The following is a 13,695-nucleotide window of genomic DNA, read 5'->3' as shown; positions in this document are numbered from 1 at the left end:
CCGTCGGAGAGGAACCGCCCCTTGTTCGTCGCACCGCTCGTGCTTTCGCGCCTGCCGAGCTCGGCCCCTCCGCGAGCTCGACGGGCTCGACCCTCCCAGCCATAGGGTAACATGCTACGCGTTAGTGTCACCACTCGCCTCTTCAGGCAGCGCTCACAAAGGACAATCAATGACGAAGACCAGATATTCGCGCGCCCTCGCCACCACCGGCGCTTTCGCCGCTCTCCTCGCGAGTTCCCTCGCTACCGCGTCCACCGCCTCGGCGGCGACCATCGATGGAGCCATCACCAGCGTCGAGGTGGTGCAGAGCAGCGCCGCCGCCGGGTCGGACGTGCAGATCGATCTCGCGTGGAGCGTGCCCGACGGCTCGCACGCGGGCGACACGTTCGTGCTGCAGCTCCCGCCCGAACTGCTCGCGCTCACCCAGGGGTTCGCCCTGACCGACGCCGGCGGCGCCGAGGTCGCGGAGGCGTCCCTCTCCCCCGATGGACTCGCGACCTTCACCCTCACCGACTACGTCACGACGCACCCGCTCTCGGTGCACGGCACGGCGCACTTCTGGGCCGAGTTCCAGACCACCCAGACCGGCACCACCGTGCCCGTCACGTTCACGGGTGACGGGGGCGTCACGTTCGACGATGGCATCGAAGCCACGGGCGTTCCGGGCATCGACCGCACCGCCCCCAGCAAGGCCGGCGCCTGGACCGACCTCGTCGATCAGGGCACGACCCACCCGCAGGGTGCCCTCCAATGGACCGTGGCCTCACCCCGCGGCCCGTTCTCCTCTCTCGTGTTCGACGACCCGGCACAGCCCGGCCAAGAGGTCGATTGCACGTCGCCGATCCTCGTGCGGCACACCTCGACGGCGGATGCCGACGGCTTCCTCACCGATCTCGTGCCGGTGGACGCCGGCGACTACACGGTCGACTGCACCGCCCAGCAGCTCACGGTCACGATGGGCCGCGCCGTGGCCGACGGCGAGATCGTGCAGGTCAAGTTCCAGAACAGCGTGACCGACCCGTCGCTCGACGTGTACCGCAACACCCTGTCGGTCACGGCGGACGGCGAGTCCTGGAGCACGCCAGGATCGGTCCGCCGCCTGAGCGCCGGCGGCGAGGGCGCCGGCACCGGCGTGGGACAGCTGGCGATCACCAAGACGGTCGAGGGAGCCGGGACGCCGACGGGGCCGTTCGCCGTCGTCGTCGACTGCCAGTGGGCGGGGGAGTCGGCACCCGACTATCCGCGCACCCTGACCTTCACCGGTGCCGAGACGCAGACCCTCACGGCACCGGTCTCCAGCGTGTGCACCGCCACCGAGACGGAGAACGGCGGCGCGGCGAGCGTCGCCGTCGGCCCAGCGGCGACCGTCACGGATGAGGCCGCGGGTACGGCGGAGATCGTCGTCACCAACACCTTCCCGGCGGCCCCGCCGGTGGACCCGGCCGACCCCGGCACCCCGGCCGACCCCGGCACTCCGGCCGACCCTGGCACCCCGAGCACGCCCGCGCACCCGGCGGCTCCGGCCGATCCGAGCGCCGGATCGCTCGCGACCACCGGCGGCAGCACGTCGCCCTGGGTCCTGACCGGCGGAACGGTGCTCGCGCTCATCGGCGCCGGGCTCGTGGCAGCGCACGTCGCGCGCACACGTCGCGCGCGCTGACGCCGGGCACCGCCCCACGCACGGAGGGCGGGGGCGAGGTCTCACGACCTCGTCCCCGCCCTCCGTGCGTGCCGGCTGGAGCCTCGACCGCTCTGGGGCGGACGGGTCCGCGCCCGGCCGCGCGCAGAGACGACGCCTGGCGCGTCAGCGCACGTTGCCGTTGGAGCAGGTCTGCTGTGCGGCCGAGTTGCCCTTGATGCTGTCGGGCAGCGCCACCACGTCGCTCGGCGTCGCGTTGGGATCGGGCGTCGCCTCCACGGGGGTGGTGGGCTCCGCCACGATCACCCCGTCGTTGCTCGTGTTCTGATGCGTGACCTGGAGCTGGGCATTCTTCTCGATCGCATCCCACATCACGTCAGCCGCCTGCTGGTTCGGAACCACCTTGTTGGGGTCGGCGCTGTCCTGGTTCGTCGGGTACTGGAGGAACACGATGTCCTCGAAGGGAACGGACTTCACGGCGAGCGCGATCTGCGCGATCTTCATCGGATCGGCGAGCGACGTGCTGGTCTCGAGGTTCTGGAGGCCGATGTTGGCGAGCTTCAGCATGACCGGGACGTTGCCCAGGGTCTCGCCGCTGATCAGCGCACGGGCCAGGCTCGACATGTACTGCTGCTGGTTGCCGATGCGCCCCAGGTCGCTGCCGTCGCCCACGCCGTGCCGGGTCCGCAGGAACTGCAGCGCCTCGAGGCCCTGGAGCCAGTGCGTGCCCGCCTCCATGTCGAGGCCTGTGTAGCGGTCCTTGATCGGGTTGGCCAGGCAGACCTCCACCCCGCCGATCGCGTTGGTGATCTCGATCACGCCGCCGAACGTGACGGATGCCGCGAACTGCACCTCCTGGTCGGTCAGCTGCGAGATCGTCTGGACGACGCAGTTGAGGCCGCCGTCGGTGTAGGCGGTGTTGAGCGGCTGCTTGCTCATGGCGGAGTGGACGTTGCCGTCCTCGTCCTCGCACTCGGGGATCGGCACCATGAGGTCACGCGGGAAGCTGACCACCGTGATCCGCCGGGGTTCCTGCGAGACGTGGACCAGCAGGTTCACATCGTTGAGCGTGCCCCCCGCGTCGCGACCCGTGCAGCGATCGCCGAAGAGATCCTTGTACTTCTCCTCGCACGTGTCGACGCCCGTGAGAACGAGGTTGAAACCACCCTTGTACTCGCCGATGTCCGGCGGAACGTCTTCCTGACCGTCGAGATCGACCGCGTTCGCGGAGACCGTGCTGGAGAAGTCGTAGAAGATGTAGGTGCCGACACCGATGCCACTGACCAGCACCACGGCCAGGCCGATCGCGATGAACTTCATCAGCTGACCCAGGGTGCCGGGGGTGTGCTGCTGACCGTGTCGCGCGAGGGTATGACGGCGTCGGTTGTCGCTCACTCGGGCCCTTTCGGATTCGGCACGGCGCGGAGGGTTCGCCGTGCTCGGTATGCGGAGGGTGTGGGATTCGAACCCACGAGACATCTCTGCCCACTGGTTTTCAAGACCAGCTCCATCGGCCGCTCGGACAACCCTCCCGACAGATACGTCTGCCGACCAGGCGTGAGTCTAGCCGAACTCTATTCTCGTGCGTCGACCTGGGCGGGCGCTGGAAGCGTGTCGAGCGCGGTCGCGAGGCCCCCCGTTTCGACGTCGGTCGTGACCTCTCCCGCGGCGTCCTTCACCTCGTCCGGCGCCTGCCCCATCGCCACCGCACGGCCCCCGCCCGCGAGGGCCCAGCCGAACATCCCGATGTCGTTGCGACCATCCCCCGCGACCAGCACGCGGTCGCGCTGCAGTCCGAGCTCGTCGCGCACCCGCTCCAGCGCCGTTCCCTTGTCGACGCCCTGCGGAGCGATGTCGAGCCAGGCGGTCCAGCCGATCGCGTACGACACCTCGTTGAGCCCCGCGTCGGCCACGAGCCGGTGGAAGTCGTCCTCGTCGTGATCCGGCGAGACGACCACGATGCGCGACACCGGGAGGTCGCCGAGCCGGTCGAAGTCGACCTGCCGTCCGCCGTCGAGCGTCCAGTCGTCGAGCTGCTCGGTGAAGAGCCGCTGTCCGGAGCCGAGCTCGACCATGTATCGCGCGTCCGGGAGGCGGTCACGGAGCAGAGCCAGCGCGGGAGTCGGGTCGAAGGTCTCGACGTGCCAGCGCTCCCACCGGTCGCCCACGCGCCGCATCGTCACTGCGCCGTTCGAGCAGACGACGAGATCCGCCGTGAGACCCAGCTCCTCCACGTAGCGCTGCGTCCCCATCCAACTGCGCCCCGTCGCGATCGTGACCAGGTGTCCGGCGTCGCGCACGCGGGCGATCGCCTCCGGCACACCGGGGCTCATGGTCTCGTCCTGGAGCAGGATCGTGCCGTCGACGTCGAGGCCGACCAGCCAGGGCGCGCTCACCGGGCGGCCTGCGCGTCGGCGAGCGGGCGGATCACCTCGAGTCCGCCGAGGTAGGGGCGCAGCACCTCGGGCACCCGCACGGAGCCGTCCGCCTGCTGGTGCGTCTCGAGCAGGGCGACGATCCACCGGGTGGTCGCGAGCGTGCCGTTGAGCGTGGCCACGTGCTGCGTCTTCGGCGCGGACGCCCCCTCCTCCACCGGCGGCCGGTACCGCACGTCGAGGCGCCGGGCCTGGTAGGTCGTGCAGTTCGAGGTCGACGTGAGCTCGCGGAACGCACCCTGGGTGGGCACCCACGCCTCGATGTCGTACTTGCGCGCGGCGCTCGAACCGAGGTCGCCCGCGGCGACATCGATCACGCGATACGCGAGGCCGAGCGCGGTGAGCATCTGCTCCTGCAGCGCGACCAGCCGCAGGTGCTCGGCCTCCGCGTCCTCGGCCGAGGTGTAGACGAACATCTCGAGCTTGTTGAACTGGTGCACGCGGATGATGCCGCGGGTGTCCTTGCCGTGCGATCCCGCCTCGCGGCGGTAGCACGTGGACCAGCCCGCGTAGCGGAGGGCGCCGTCGGACAGGTCGACGATCTCGTCCTTGTGGTAGCCGGCGAGCGCGACTTCGCTCGTGCCGACCAGGTACAGGTCGTCGTCCTTGTCGAGGTGGTACACCTCGTCCGCGTGCTCGCCGAGGAAGCCGGTGCCCTGCATGATCTCCGGCCGCACGAGCGTGGGCGTGATCATCGGCACGAAGCCGTTCTGCAGCGCCGTGTCGAGCGCGAGGTTCATGAGGGCGATCTCGAGCCGGGCGCCGATCCCGCGCAGGAAGTAGAAGCGCGCGCCGGAGACCTTCGCGCCGCGCTCCATGTCGATCGCGCCGAGCAGCTCCCCGAGCTCGAGGTGGTCGCGGGGCTCGAAGTCGAACGCCGGGACGTCGCCCACCCGCCGCAGCTCGACGAAGTCTTCCTCGCCCCCCGCCGGCACACCGTCGATCACGACGTTCTCAATGCGCGCGAGGGCCGCGGCCGCGTGCTCCGAGGCTTCGTTCGCGGCGTGCTGCGCCTGCTTCACGCGGTCGGCGAGGTCCTTCGCCTGGGCGACGAGCGCCGCCTTCTCCTCCTTGGGGGCTTTGGCGACCTGCTTGCCGAAGGCGTTCTGCTCGGCGCGCAGCTCTTCGAACGCGGCGAGCGCGGCCCTGCGCGATCGATCGGCCTCGAGTGCGACGTCGACGGTGCTCTGGTCGTTGCCACGGGCAGCCTGCGAACGGCGGACGATCTCCGGGTTTTCGCGGAGGAGTGCGAGGTCGATCATTCCGCAAGTCTACGAGGTGCGGCGGAGCCCCTCGGCTGCCGGTCTAGAGTAGCGCCATGCGCACGAGCCCCCCTGTCACCTCGCAGGCGGCACTCGTGTACAACCCGGTGAAAGTGGACGGGAAGCGGCTGCGGGCGCAGGTTCGAGACCTGTGCCGCGAGGCGGGCTGGCAGCACCCGGCGTTCTACCCGACGACGGTCGACGACGCCGGGCAGGGAGCCACGGCCGAGGCGCTCGCCCGTGGTGTGGACGTGGTGCTGGTGGCGGGCGGCGATGGCACGGTGCGCGCGGTCGCGGAGGCCATCGCCGGCACCGGGGTGCCGCTCGCGATCCTGCCGAGCGGCACCGGCAACCTCCTCGCGCGCAACCTGGGACTGCCGCTGACCGACCCCGCCGAGATGATCCGTGCCGCTCTGGGCGACTTCCGCCACCCGATCGACATCGGCTGGGCACGGCTCACCCGCGCGGACGGCGAGGAGGTCGAGCATGCCTTCGTGGTGCTCGCCGGCATCGGCCTGGATGCCGACATGATCGCGAACACGCGCTCCGACCTGAAGCGATCGGTCGGGTGGATCGCATACGTCGACGGTGCTGCGCGATCGCTCCCCCGGGCCCAGCCGTTCCGCGCCGTCTACCAGATCGGTGAGGGGCGCCTGCACTCCACCAAGGTCCACAGCATCCTGTTCGCGAACTGCGGCACGCTGCCCGCCGGCATCTCGCTGATCCCCGACGCGTCGATCACCGATGCCGCACTCGACGTCGCCGTGATCAAGCCGACCGGTGTGCTCGGCTGGCTGGGTGTGTGGCGCAAGATCTGGTGGGACAACTCGGTGCTGCGCCGCTTCCGCGCGGGACGCCTCGTGCTGGAGCGCCGCGGCACGGACGCCTCGGTGCACTACTTCCGCGGCGCGGCGGCCGAGGCGGCGGCGCCCGCTCCCACGCCCGTCGAGCTCGACGGCGACGAGTTCGGCGAGGCCGTGCGGGTGGTGTGCCGCGCCGACCCGGGCGCCCTGCTGCTGGCGCTGCCCGCCGGCCACCCCGTGCACATCCTCTGACGGGGCGGCGCCGGGGTCAGCGCACCTGCACCGTGCCGTCGAGTCCGCCGCCCACGAGCGTGAGGGTGAACGGCGCGTCGTCGTCCACGTCGTCCTCGGGGAACTCGATCACGGTCGCACGCGGCGCCATGTCCATCGTGCACACCTGGGTGTCGTCGGTGACGAAGGTGACCGTGCCCGCGGAGCCCGAGCCCTCGGCCGATTCCACGACGGGCGGGCATCCGGACGAGCCCCACGTCAGCAGCACCAGCCCGCCGTCGTCGAACCATCCCGCGGACGGCTCGTACGACGTCGGGTCGCCCGGGGTGCCGGTCGCGTCCGGGTCGCCGTCGAGGTCGATGTCATCGGAAACGTCCCCGTAGGTCACCTGGAGGGTGATGTCCTTGGTCGGATCCACGCCCTCCGGCAGCGCGCCGACGCTCGCGCGCGGAGCGAGATCCGCCGTGCACGCCTTCTCCGTCGCGCCGTCGCCCTCGGGTTCGACCAGCGTGACCGACACCGTCTGGCCCTCCGCGGAGACCTGGTCGACCTGGGGCAGGCACGTGGAGGAGCCCCAGCTGACGACCGCGAACATGCGCCCGTCGTCGAGCAGTGCGCCCTCCAGGTCGCCCGAATCGTCGCCGCCGCCCGCGTTGCCCGGACCGCTCGACGGCTCCGATGTCGAGTTCGGGGCGGTGTTGCCCGGGCCCACCGTGCAACCGGCGAGGAGCAGGGCCGCGGCGAGCGCGGAGGACGCGACGAGGAGGAGCCGGCGAGGAGTCATGCCCTCAGGGTACTCGCGGCATCCTCCCCTGCCTACGGGGCTCGGCCCGCGGGGCCGGTCACTGCAGCGCCGAGGTGAGCCGCGCCAGGTTGTCGAGCACGGTGGACCGCAGCGGCTGCTGCATCCACTCCTCGAGCGTGAGCTCGCGGCTGAGCGACCGGTACTTGTCCTCCACCTCGCGCATCTCCCTGACGAACTCCTCGCCACGGACGAGCATCGACACCTCGAGGTTGAGACCGAACGAGCGCATGTCCATGTTGCTCGAGCCGATCACCGCCACCTCGTCGTCGATCGTGAGGCTCTTGGTGTGCAGGATGTAGGGCTTGCGGTACATCCAGATGCGCACCCCCGCCCGCAACAGCACCTCGTAGTAGCTGCGCTGGGCGTGGTAGACCATCGCCTGGTCGCCCTCCTCCGAGACGAACAGCTCGACCTGGACGCCGCGATCGACCGCTGCGGTGACGGCCAGCAGCAGCGCCTCGTCCGGGACGAAGTACGGGCTGATGATCATGATCTGCTTCTTCGCCGCGTACAGCAGCGCGAGGAAGAGCCGGAGGTTGTTCTCCACCTCGAACCCCGGACCGGACGGCACGACCTGGCAGTCCAGATCGCCGGAGCCGATGTTGGCGTGCGCGATGTCGATCTCCTGGAGGACCACATCGGTCTCGCTGTACCAGTCGCTCAGGAAGATGGCGTTCACGCTCAGCACGACCGGCCCGTCGAGGCGCACCATGAGGTCGACCCAGTGCAGTCCGCGGCGGATGTTCTTGCGCAGGTTGTAGGTCGAGTCGGTGATGTTCTGCGACCCGAGGAACGCGATGTTCCCGTCGACGACGAGCAGCTTGCGGTGGTTGCGCAGGTCGGGGCGCTGCATCTTCCCCTTGAGCGGCTGCACGGGCAGCATCAGGTGCCAGTCGGCCCCCATCGCGTTGAGTCGTGCGACGGTCTGGCGGTAGCGCGGCTTGCCCCGGTTGGCCCAGTGGTCGAGCAGGACGCGCACCGCGACCCCGCGTGCCGCGACCTCTTCGAGCGCGCGGAAGAAGTTGTCGGTCGATTCGTCGGACTGCAGGATGTAGAACTCGACGTGCACGTAGTCCTGGGCGGTGCGGATCGCCTCCGCCATCTCGTCGAGCGACTCCTGGTAGTCGGAGATCAGGTGCGCGCCGTTGTCACCGGAGAGCGGGAGGGCTCCGAGGCGCTGGTTCATCTGCACGATCGGCCCGAACCACGCGGGGGCGTTCGGACGCAGCGTGCCGAAGTGCAGGTGCTCGCTGGTCTCGGCGATGTACTCGTTGATCTGGTCCTGCTTGCGGCGGCGGGCCCGCGGCAGTCGCGGGTTGCCGATGAGGAGGAAGAGGAACACGCCGACGAAGGGGATGAAGAACACCGCCAGCAGCCACGCCATCGCTGCCGTGGGACGCCGGTTGCGCGGGATCACGATGATGGCGGTGACGCGGATCGTGATGTCGAGGAGCAGGAGGAAGACCGCGAACCACCAGCCCCAGGTCCAGGCTGTCATCGCACCCCCTCGCCCGCATCAGGGGTCATGACCCCGGTGCGCGCCAGACCAGGCACGCTCGCTTCACAGTAGCGGATGGGTCGGACTCAGGTGCGCGGCGGGAGTCCGCGCGCGGCGCGTTCCTCGGCCTCGATCTGGGCGTGCACCTTCCGCTCGGTGCGGTCGAAGCGCAGGATGCCGCGGAGGACGACGACGAACACGATGCTGACTCCGATGGTCGGCAGGAGCGACCATGCCGCGGCGAGCCAGAAGTTGTCCATGACTCCATGGTACGCGAGGGTCTCCTCCACAGAGCCCGGTTCCCACGAATGCTCCCCCGACTGCGGGTTCGCGGCCCGCCACGCGATGCCGACCGGGCGATGCTCTCGGGATGACCACCGTGCTCAACGCCTCCGACTCCGCCCAGTTCCTGGGCATCGTCCCCACCCTCGCCGGGTTCACTCCGCGCCGGAGCATCGTGCTCCTGCCGTTCCGCGGCTCCCGCACCGACGGGGCGATGCGGCTCGACCCGCCCGACGACGCGATGCCCCCCGGCCGCTACGCCGCCTCGGCCGTGCGGCTCCTGCAGCGCGTCCGCGGCACGGACGGCGCCGCCGTCGTCGTGTACACGGACGAGGAGAGCGTCACGACGGCGGACGGCCTGGTGCTGCCCGGCGCCGTGGTGGTGGATCATCTTCTCGCCGGCCTGCGCGGTGCGCGCATGCGAGTGATGGATGCTCTCTGCGTGACGCCGGGCGGGTGGAGCAGCTACCTCGACCGGGAGCCGACGCTGAAGCCGCTCGCCGAGATCGGCCCCACGCCCGCGCACCCCTCGATCGGCGACGTGTCCGGCGACCAGCTCGCGGGAGCCCGGGTTCCGCGCGTGGGGGCACCCGAGCGCCAGCGCGTCGAGCGCGCGCTGACCGGGCTCCGCGGCGCGCTGGACGGGAAGGGCCGCGTGTCCGGTCGGGAGGATCCGCAGGCGCTCGCCGCGCTCGCGCTGCTGGACGACCTCCCCGGGCTCTTCGAAGCGGTGCTGAAAGGCCCGGACACGATCCCGCCCTTCGCCTGGGCGGCGCTGCTCTGGTGCCTTCAGCGCCCCGCGCTCCGCGACGCCGCCCTTGCGCAGTGGGCGAGCGATCGAGAGGGCGGTATCCGTGCGCTCCAGGCGCAGCTCGCCTTCACCGCCTCGGGCAGCCCGATCCCCGACGAGCTCGGGCGGGTGTTCGTCGGCCGCGGACCCACACCCGATCCGAATCGGCTCCGCAGCGCGTTGCAGGTGGTGCGTCATGCCGCAGCGAGGGCACCACGCACGGCGCGACCCGCGCCCCTCACCGCAGCGGCGTGGCTGTCGTGGGCACTCGGCCGCGCCACGCACGCCGGTCGCTACGTCGAGCTCGCGCGCGACATCGATCGGGAGTACAGCCTCGCCCTGCTCCTCGAGAGGCTGATCGCCGAGGAGGCGCTACCCGACTGGGCCTTCCGCGGACGGACCCGCCGATGAACGGGTGCCGGTCACTTCACGAGGGGGAAGAGGATGGTCTCGCGGATGCCCAGGCCGGTGATGGCCATCAGCAGACGGTCGATCCCCATCCCCATGCCGCCGGACGGCGGCATGCCGTGCTCGAGTGCCCGCAGAAACTCCTGATCGATCGGCATCGCCTCGACATCGCCACGGGCCGCGAGCTTCGCCTGCTCCTCGAACCGCTCCCGCTGGATGACCGGGTCGACCAGCTCCGAGTACCCCGTCGCGAGCTCGAACCCGCGAATGTAGAGGTCCCACTTCTCCACGACACCCGCGATCGAGCGGTGCTCGCGCACGAGGGGCGAGGTGTCGACGGGGAAGTCCATCACGAAGGTCGGGCGCACCAGGTCGCCCTTCACGAAGTGCTCCCAGAGCTCCTCCACCAGCTTGCCGTGCGTGGCCTGCGGCGGCACGTCCACACCGTGGGCCTGCGCGAACGAGATCAGGTCCTCCACCGCGTCCTGCGGCGTCACCGTGCGACCCGACGCCGCCGACAGCGACTCGTACATGGAGATGCGGTCCCACTCGCCGCCGAGGTCGTACTCGGTGCCGTCCGCCCAGGTCACGGTCGTCGAGCCGGAGACCGCGATCGCCGCCTGCTGCACGAGTTCCTGCGTGAGGGCGGCCATCTGGTTGTAGTCGCCGTAGGCCTGGTAGGCCTCGAGCATCGCGAACTCCGGGCTGTGCGTCGAGTCGGCGCCCTCGTTGCGGAAGTTGCGGTTGATCTCGAACACGCGCTCGATCCCGCCGACCACGGCCCGCTTGAGGTACAGCTCCGGAGCGATGCGCAGGTAGAGCTCGGTGTCGAACGCATTCGAGTGCGTGACGAACGGACGCGCCGACGCCCCACCGTGCTGCACCTGCAGCATCGGGGTCTCGACCTCGAGGTAGTCGTGGCTCGCGAACGTCGCCCGCAGGCTGGCGTTCACGGCGGCGCGCGCCCGGACGGTCGTGCGGGCCTGCTCGCGCACGATCAGGTCGAGGTAGCGGCTGCGCACGCGGCCCTCCTCGCTGAGCTCCGCATAGGCGTTCGGCAGCGGCAGGATGGCCTTCGACGCGATCGCCCAGTCGTCCGCCATGATCGACAGCTCTCCGCGGCGGCTCGAGATGACCTCGCCGTGCACGAACACGTGGTCGCCGAGGTCGACGTATTCCTTCCAGTCGGCCAGCGACTCCTCGCCCACGTTCGCGAGCGAGACCATCGCCTGGATGCGGCTGCCGTCGCCGGCCTGCAGCGTCGCGAAACAGAGCTTGCCCGTGTTGCGGCTGAAGACCACGCGGCCAGCCACCCCGACCACGACACCGGTCTCCGCGCCCGCCTCCAGCTCGCCGTACTCCGCACGCAGGGCGGGGATCGAGTGGGTCACCGGCACGCCCACGGGGAACGCGCCGCCCCCCGCATCCGAGCGTCGGGCGATCAGGCGCTCGCGCTTGGCGAGTCGCACCGCCTTCTGCTCGTGGACGTCGTCCTCGGGGGAAGAGTCGGTCGTGGCCGATTCGGGCGCGGCGGACGCGTCAGTCATGTGCGGGGCTCCTTGGAAGTCTCCCCCAGTTTACCGAGGCGCGATGCGGGTCCGCGGCCGTCGCTGGGTAGCCTCGGTGCATGGCCCTCTCCAGGATCGCCCGCGCTTCCGCCGCCCTCGTCCTCGCCGCCGGCGCCATCGTCCTCCCCGTCGCATCGGCCTCCGCCGCTCCGGCACTCGCCTCCGCCCGGTCGGACCGCGCTGCGGTCGCGCCGGCGGCCGCGGCCGCCGCGGCCGCCGCGGGCACCGCGGCGCGCACGGTCGCCGCCGACGTGGACGACTTCTCGTACGCGTCGTGGGACGCCACCTACGACCTGAGTCTCGTCGACGGTCGCGCTCGCCTCCACGTGACCGAGACCCTCGTGGCACGGTTCCCTGAGTTCGACCAGAACCGCGGGATCGTCCGGGGCCTCGCGACCTCGTACGAGAACGCCCGCATCGACACCCGCGTGCTGTCCGTCACCGACGGCGAAGGGCGCGACGTCCCGTTCGAGACCGACGACGAGGACGGACTGCTGCTGGTGCTCACCGGCGACGACCAGTACGCGCGCGGCCTGACGACGTATGTGATCGAGTACGAGATGAGCGATGTCGTCCTGGCCACGTCGCCGAGAGACTCCGCGACGCCCGCGGTCGACGAGTTCTACTGGAACCTCCTTCCGCTGGACAGCACGCAGCCGATCGAGCGGTTCGACGCCGAAGTCCACGTGGACGCTGCGCTGGCCGCGAGGCTCACCGGTTCGACCCGGTGCTACCAGGGGCCGGCGGGATCCACGACCGCGTGCACGCTCGACGGTCCAGACCCCACGGGCGACGGCGCCACGTTCCGCACGTCGGCGGCAGATCTTGCGGCCGGGGACGGCGTGACGGTCGCGATCGGGTTCGAGGCGGGCACCGTGCAGCAGCCACCGGCCCGCACGCCCGACCCGGTCGCGGACGTCGGGCCGCTGGTGGCGGCGATCGGCGCGGTCGGCGTCGCGGTCGCGGGGTGGCTCGCCGTTGCAGGTTTCACCCGACGTCGCCGCCGCGCGACGGGGATCGTCGTCGCCCAGTACCACGTGCCCGACACGCTGCCGCCGCTCGTCGCCGCCGCGGTCATCCCGAAGGCGCAGGACGTCATCCCCGCGGAGATCGTGCACCTCGCGGTCCGCGGAGCGCTGCGCATCGAGGAGGGGGACAGCCCCGAGCAACCCCGACTTCGCCGTCTTCCTGGTGGTTCCGCACCGGACGAGCTCGATGCGGCCGCCCTCGACGCCCTGTTCCACGGCGCCGACGCGGAAGGCGTGGTCGACCTGCCGACCGCGAGCGAGAGCTTCGCCGCCCGCATGTCGGCGCTCACCACCGCCGGGTCCACGGCCGCCGCCACGCGGGGCCTCACGGAGCGGGCCCGGAGCCGCGGCGCCGTCGTCGTGCAGTGGTGTGCCATCGCGATCGCGCTGGCGGGCCTCGGGGTGGGCATCTGGGCCGTGGCGAGCGGGCGGCTGGCCGCGATCCCGGGGCTCGTCGCCGCGGCGTTCGCCGTGGTGCTGGTCGGCATCGCCGCCTTCTACTCGTTCTCGAAGCACACCGTGCTCACCCCGGAGGGTGCCCGGACGCTCGAATACCTCCAGGGCGTGCGAGAGTTCATCCGCGTGGCCGAGGAGGACCGCCTGCGCATGCTGCAGTCGTACACCGGTGCGGAACGCCGTGAGGTCGATGGTGCCGAGGTGATCCACGTGTATGAGCGACTGCTGCCGTACGCGATGCTGTTCGGGATGGAGGACGAGTGGGGCGAGGTCCTCGAACGCGCCTACACCCGAGAGCAGCGCGGCGCGGCCTGGATCGGCGATCCCACCTCGCTCGCGCTGCGCGTGCAGCTCGCGGCGTTCATGTCGTCGTCGCAGTCGGCGGCGACGTACACGGCGCCGACGACCGGGTCCTCGTCGAGCGGCGGATCGTTCGGCGGCGGCTTCTCGGGCGGCGGGGGCGGCGGCGGCTTCTCGGGCGGACGGTGAG

General features: G+C 71.0%; 11 protein-coding genes and 1 tRNA gene. 4 read left to right on the top strand and 8 right to left on the bottom strand.

Annotated features, from left to right (window positions below; all coding sequences use genetic code 11):
• Window positions 1-169: 169 nt before the first annotated feature.
• Complete coding sequence (locus ACWGQ1_RS13955) at window positions 170-1,660, top strand: Ig-like domain-containing protein (RefSeq protein ID WP_452313150.1); 1,491 nt, start codon at window positions 170-172, stop codon at window positions 1,658-1,660.
• Window positions 1,661-1,804: 144 nt separating this feature from the next.
• Here the strand turns inward: ACWGQ1_RS13955 and ACWGQ1_RS13950 are convergent, their stop codons facing one another.
• The 4 genes from ACWGQ1_RS13950 to serS form a co-directional block, all read right to left on the bottom strand.
• Window positions 1,805-3,034, bottom strand: a complete 1,230-nt coding sequence (locus tag ACWGQ1_RS13950) for an LCP family glycopolymer transferase (protein ID WP_452313149.1) — start codon at window positions 3,032-3,034, stop codon at window positions 1,805-1,807.
• Between the two features lie 52 nt (window positions 3,035-3,086).
• Window positions 3,087-3,171, bottom strand: a tRNA-Ser gene (locus ACWGQ1_RS13945).
• 42 nt (window positions 3,172-3,213) lie between these two features.
• A complete protein-coding gene (locus ACWGQ1_RS13940; protein WP_136036384.1) occupies window positions 3,214-4,035 on the bottom strand; it encodes an HAD family hydrolase in 822 nt (273 codons plus the stop codon).
• Entirely contained in the window at window positions 4,032-5,336 is a 1,305-nt protein-coding gene (gene serS, locus ACWGQ1_RS13935) for a serine--tRNA ligase (protein ID WP_136030473.1), read from the bottom strand. The genes ACWGQ1_RS13940 and serS overlap by 4 nt, the downstream gene beginning before the upstream one ends.
• Window positions 5,337-5,392: 56 nt before the next feature.
• On the opposite strand from serS, the gene ACWGQ1_RS13930 reads away from it, so the two are divergent.
• On the top strand, window positions 5,393-6,391 hold the full coding sequence (locus ACWGQ1_RS13930) for a diacylglycerol/lipid kinase family protein (RefSeq protein WP_247982771.1): 999 nt from the start codon (window positions 5,393-5,395) through the stop codon (window positions 6,389-6,391).
• Between the two features lie 16 nt (window positions 6,392-6,407).
• Here the strand turns inward: ACWGQ1_RS13930 and ACWGQ1_RS13925 are convergent, their stop codons facing one another.
• From ACWGQ1_RS13925 to ACWGQ1_RS13915, 3 genes are all read right to left on the bottom strand, one after another.
• Entirely contained in the window at window positions 6,408-7,154 is a 747-nt protein-coding gene (locus ACWGQ1_RS13925) for a hypothetical protein (RefSeq protein ID WP_136036705.1), read from the bottom strand.
• A gap of 58 nt (window positions 7,155-7,212) precedes the next feature.
• Complete coding sequence (cls, locus tag ACWGQ1_RS13920; protein ID WP_136029579.1) at window positions 7,213-8,673, bottom strand: cardiolipin synthase; 1,461 nt, start codon at window positions 8,671-8,673, stop codon at window positions 7,213-7,215.
• 86 nt (window positions 8,674-8,759) lie between these two features.
• On the bottom strand, window positions 8,760-8,933 hold the full coding sequence (locus ACWGQ1_RS13915; RefSeq protein ID WP_168387235.1) for a hypothetical protein: 174 nt from the start codon (window positions 8,931-8,933) through the stop codon (window positions 8,760-8,762).
• Window positions 8,934-9,043: 110 nt separating this feature from the next.
• Here ACWGQ1_RS13915 and ACWGQ1_RS13910 point away from each other — a divergent pair, with 110 nt between their 5' ends.
• The gene (locus ACWGQ1_RS13910) at window positions 9,044-10,156 is read left to right on the top strand and encodes a DUF4192 family protein (protein ID WP_136045220.1); all 1,113 of its coding nucleotides are present in this window, start codon (window positions 9,044-9,046) and stop codon (window positions 10,154-10,156) included.
• An 11-nt stretch (window positions 10,157-10,167) separates the two neighbouring features.
• Here the strand turns inward: ACWGQ1_RS13910 and lysS are convergent, their stop codons facing one another.
• Window positions 10,168-11,700, bottom strand: a complete 1,533-nt coding sequence (lysS, locus tag ACWGQ1_RS13905) for a lysine--tRNA ligase (RefSeq protein ID WP_136029575.1) — start codon at window positions 11,698-11,700, stop codon at window positions 10,168-10,170.
• Window positions 11,701-11,780: 80 nt separating this feature from the next.
• Between lysS and ACWGQ1_RS13900 the strand changes: the two genes are divergently transcribed.
• Window positions 11,781-13,694 (top strand): DUF2207 domain-containing protein, encoded by a 1,914-nt coding sequence (locus ACWGQ1_RS13900; RefSeq protein WP_366627058.1) that lies wholly within the window; start codon window positions 11,781-11,783, stop codon window positions 13,692-13,694.
• Window position 13,695: the final 1 nt, after the last annotated feature.

Source organism: Microbacterium sp. NPDC055599 (assembly GCF_053618975.1).
The sequence above is the reverse complement of the archived record's forward strand: the minus strand, read 5'-3'. Positions and strand labels throughout refer to the sequence as shown.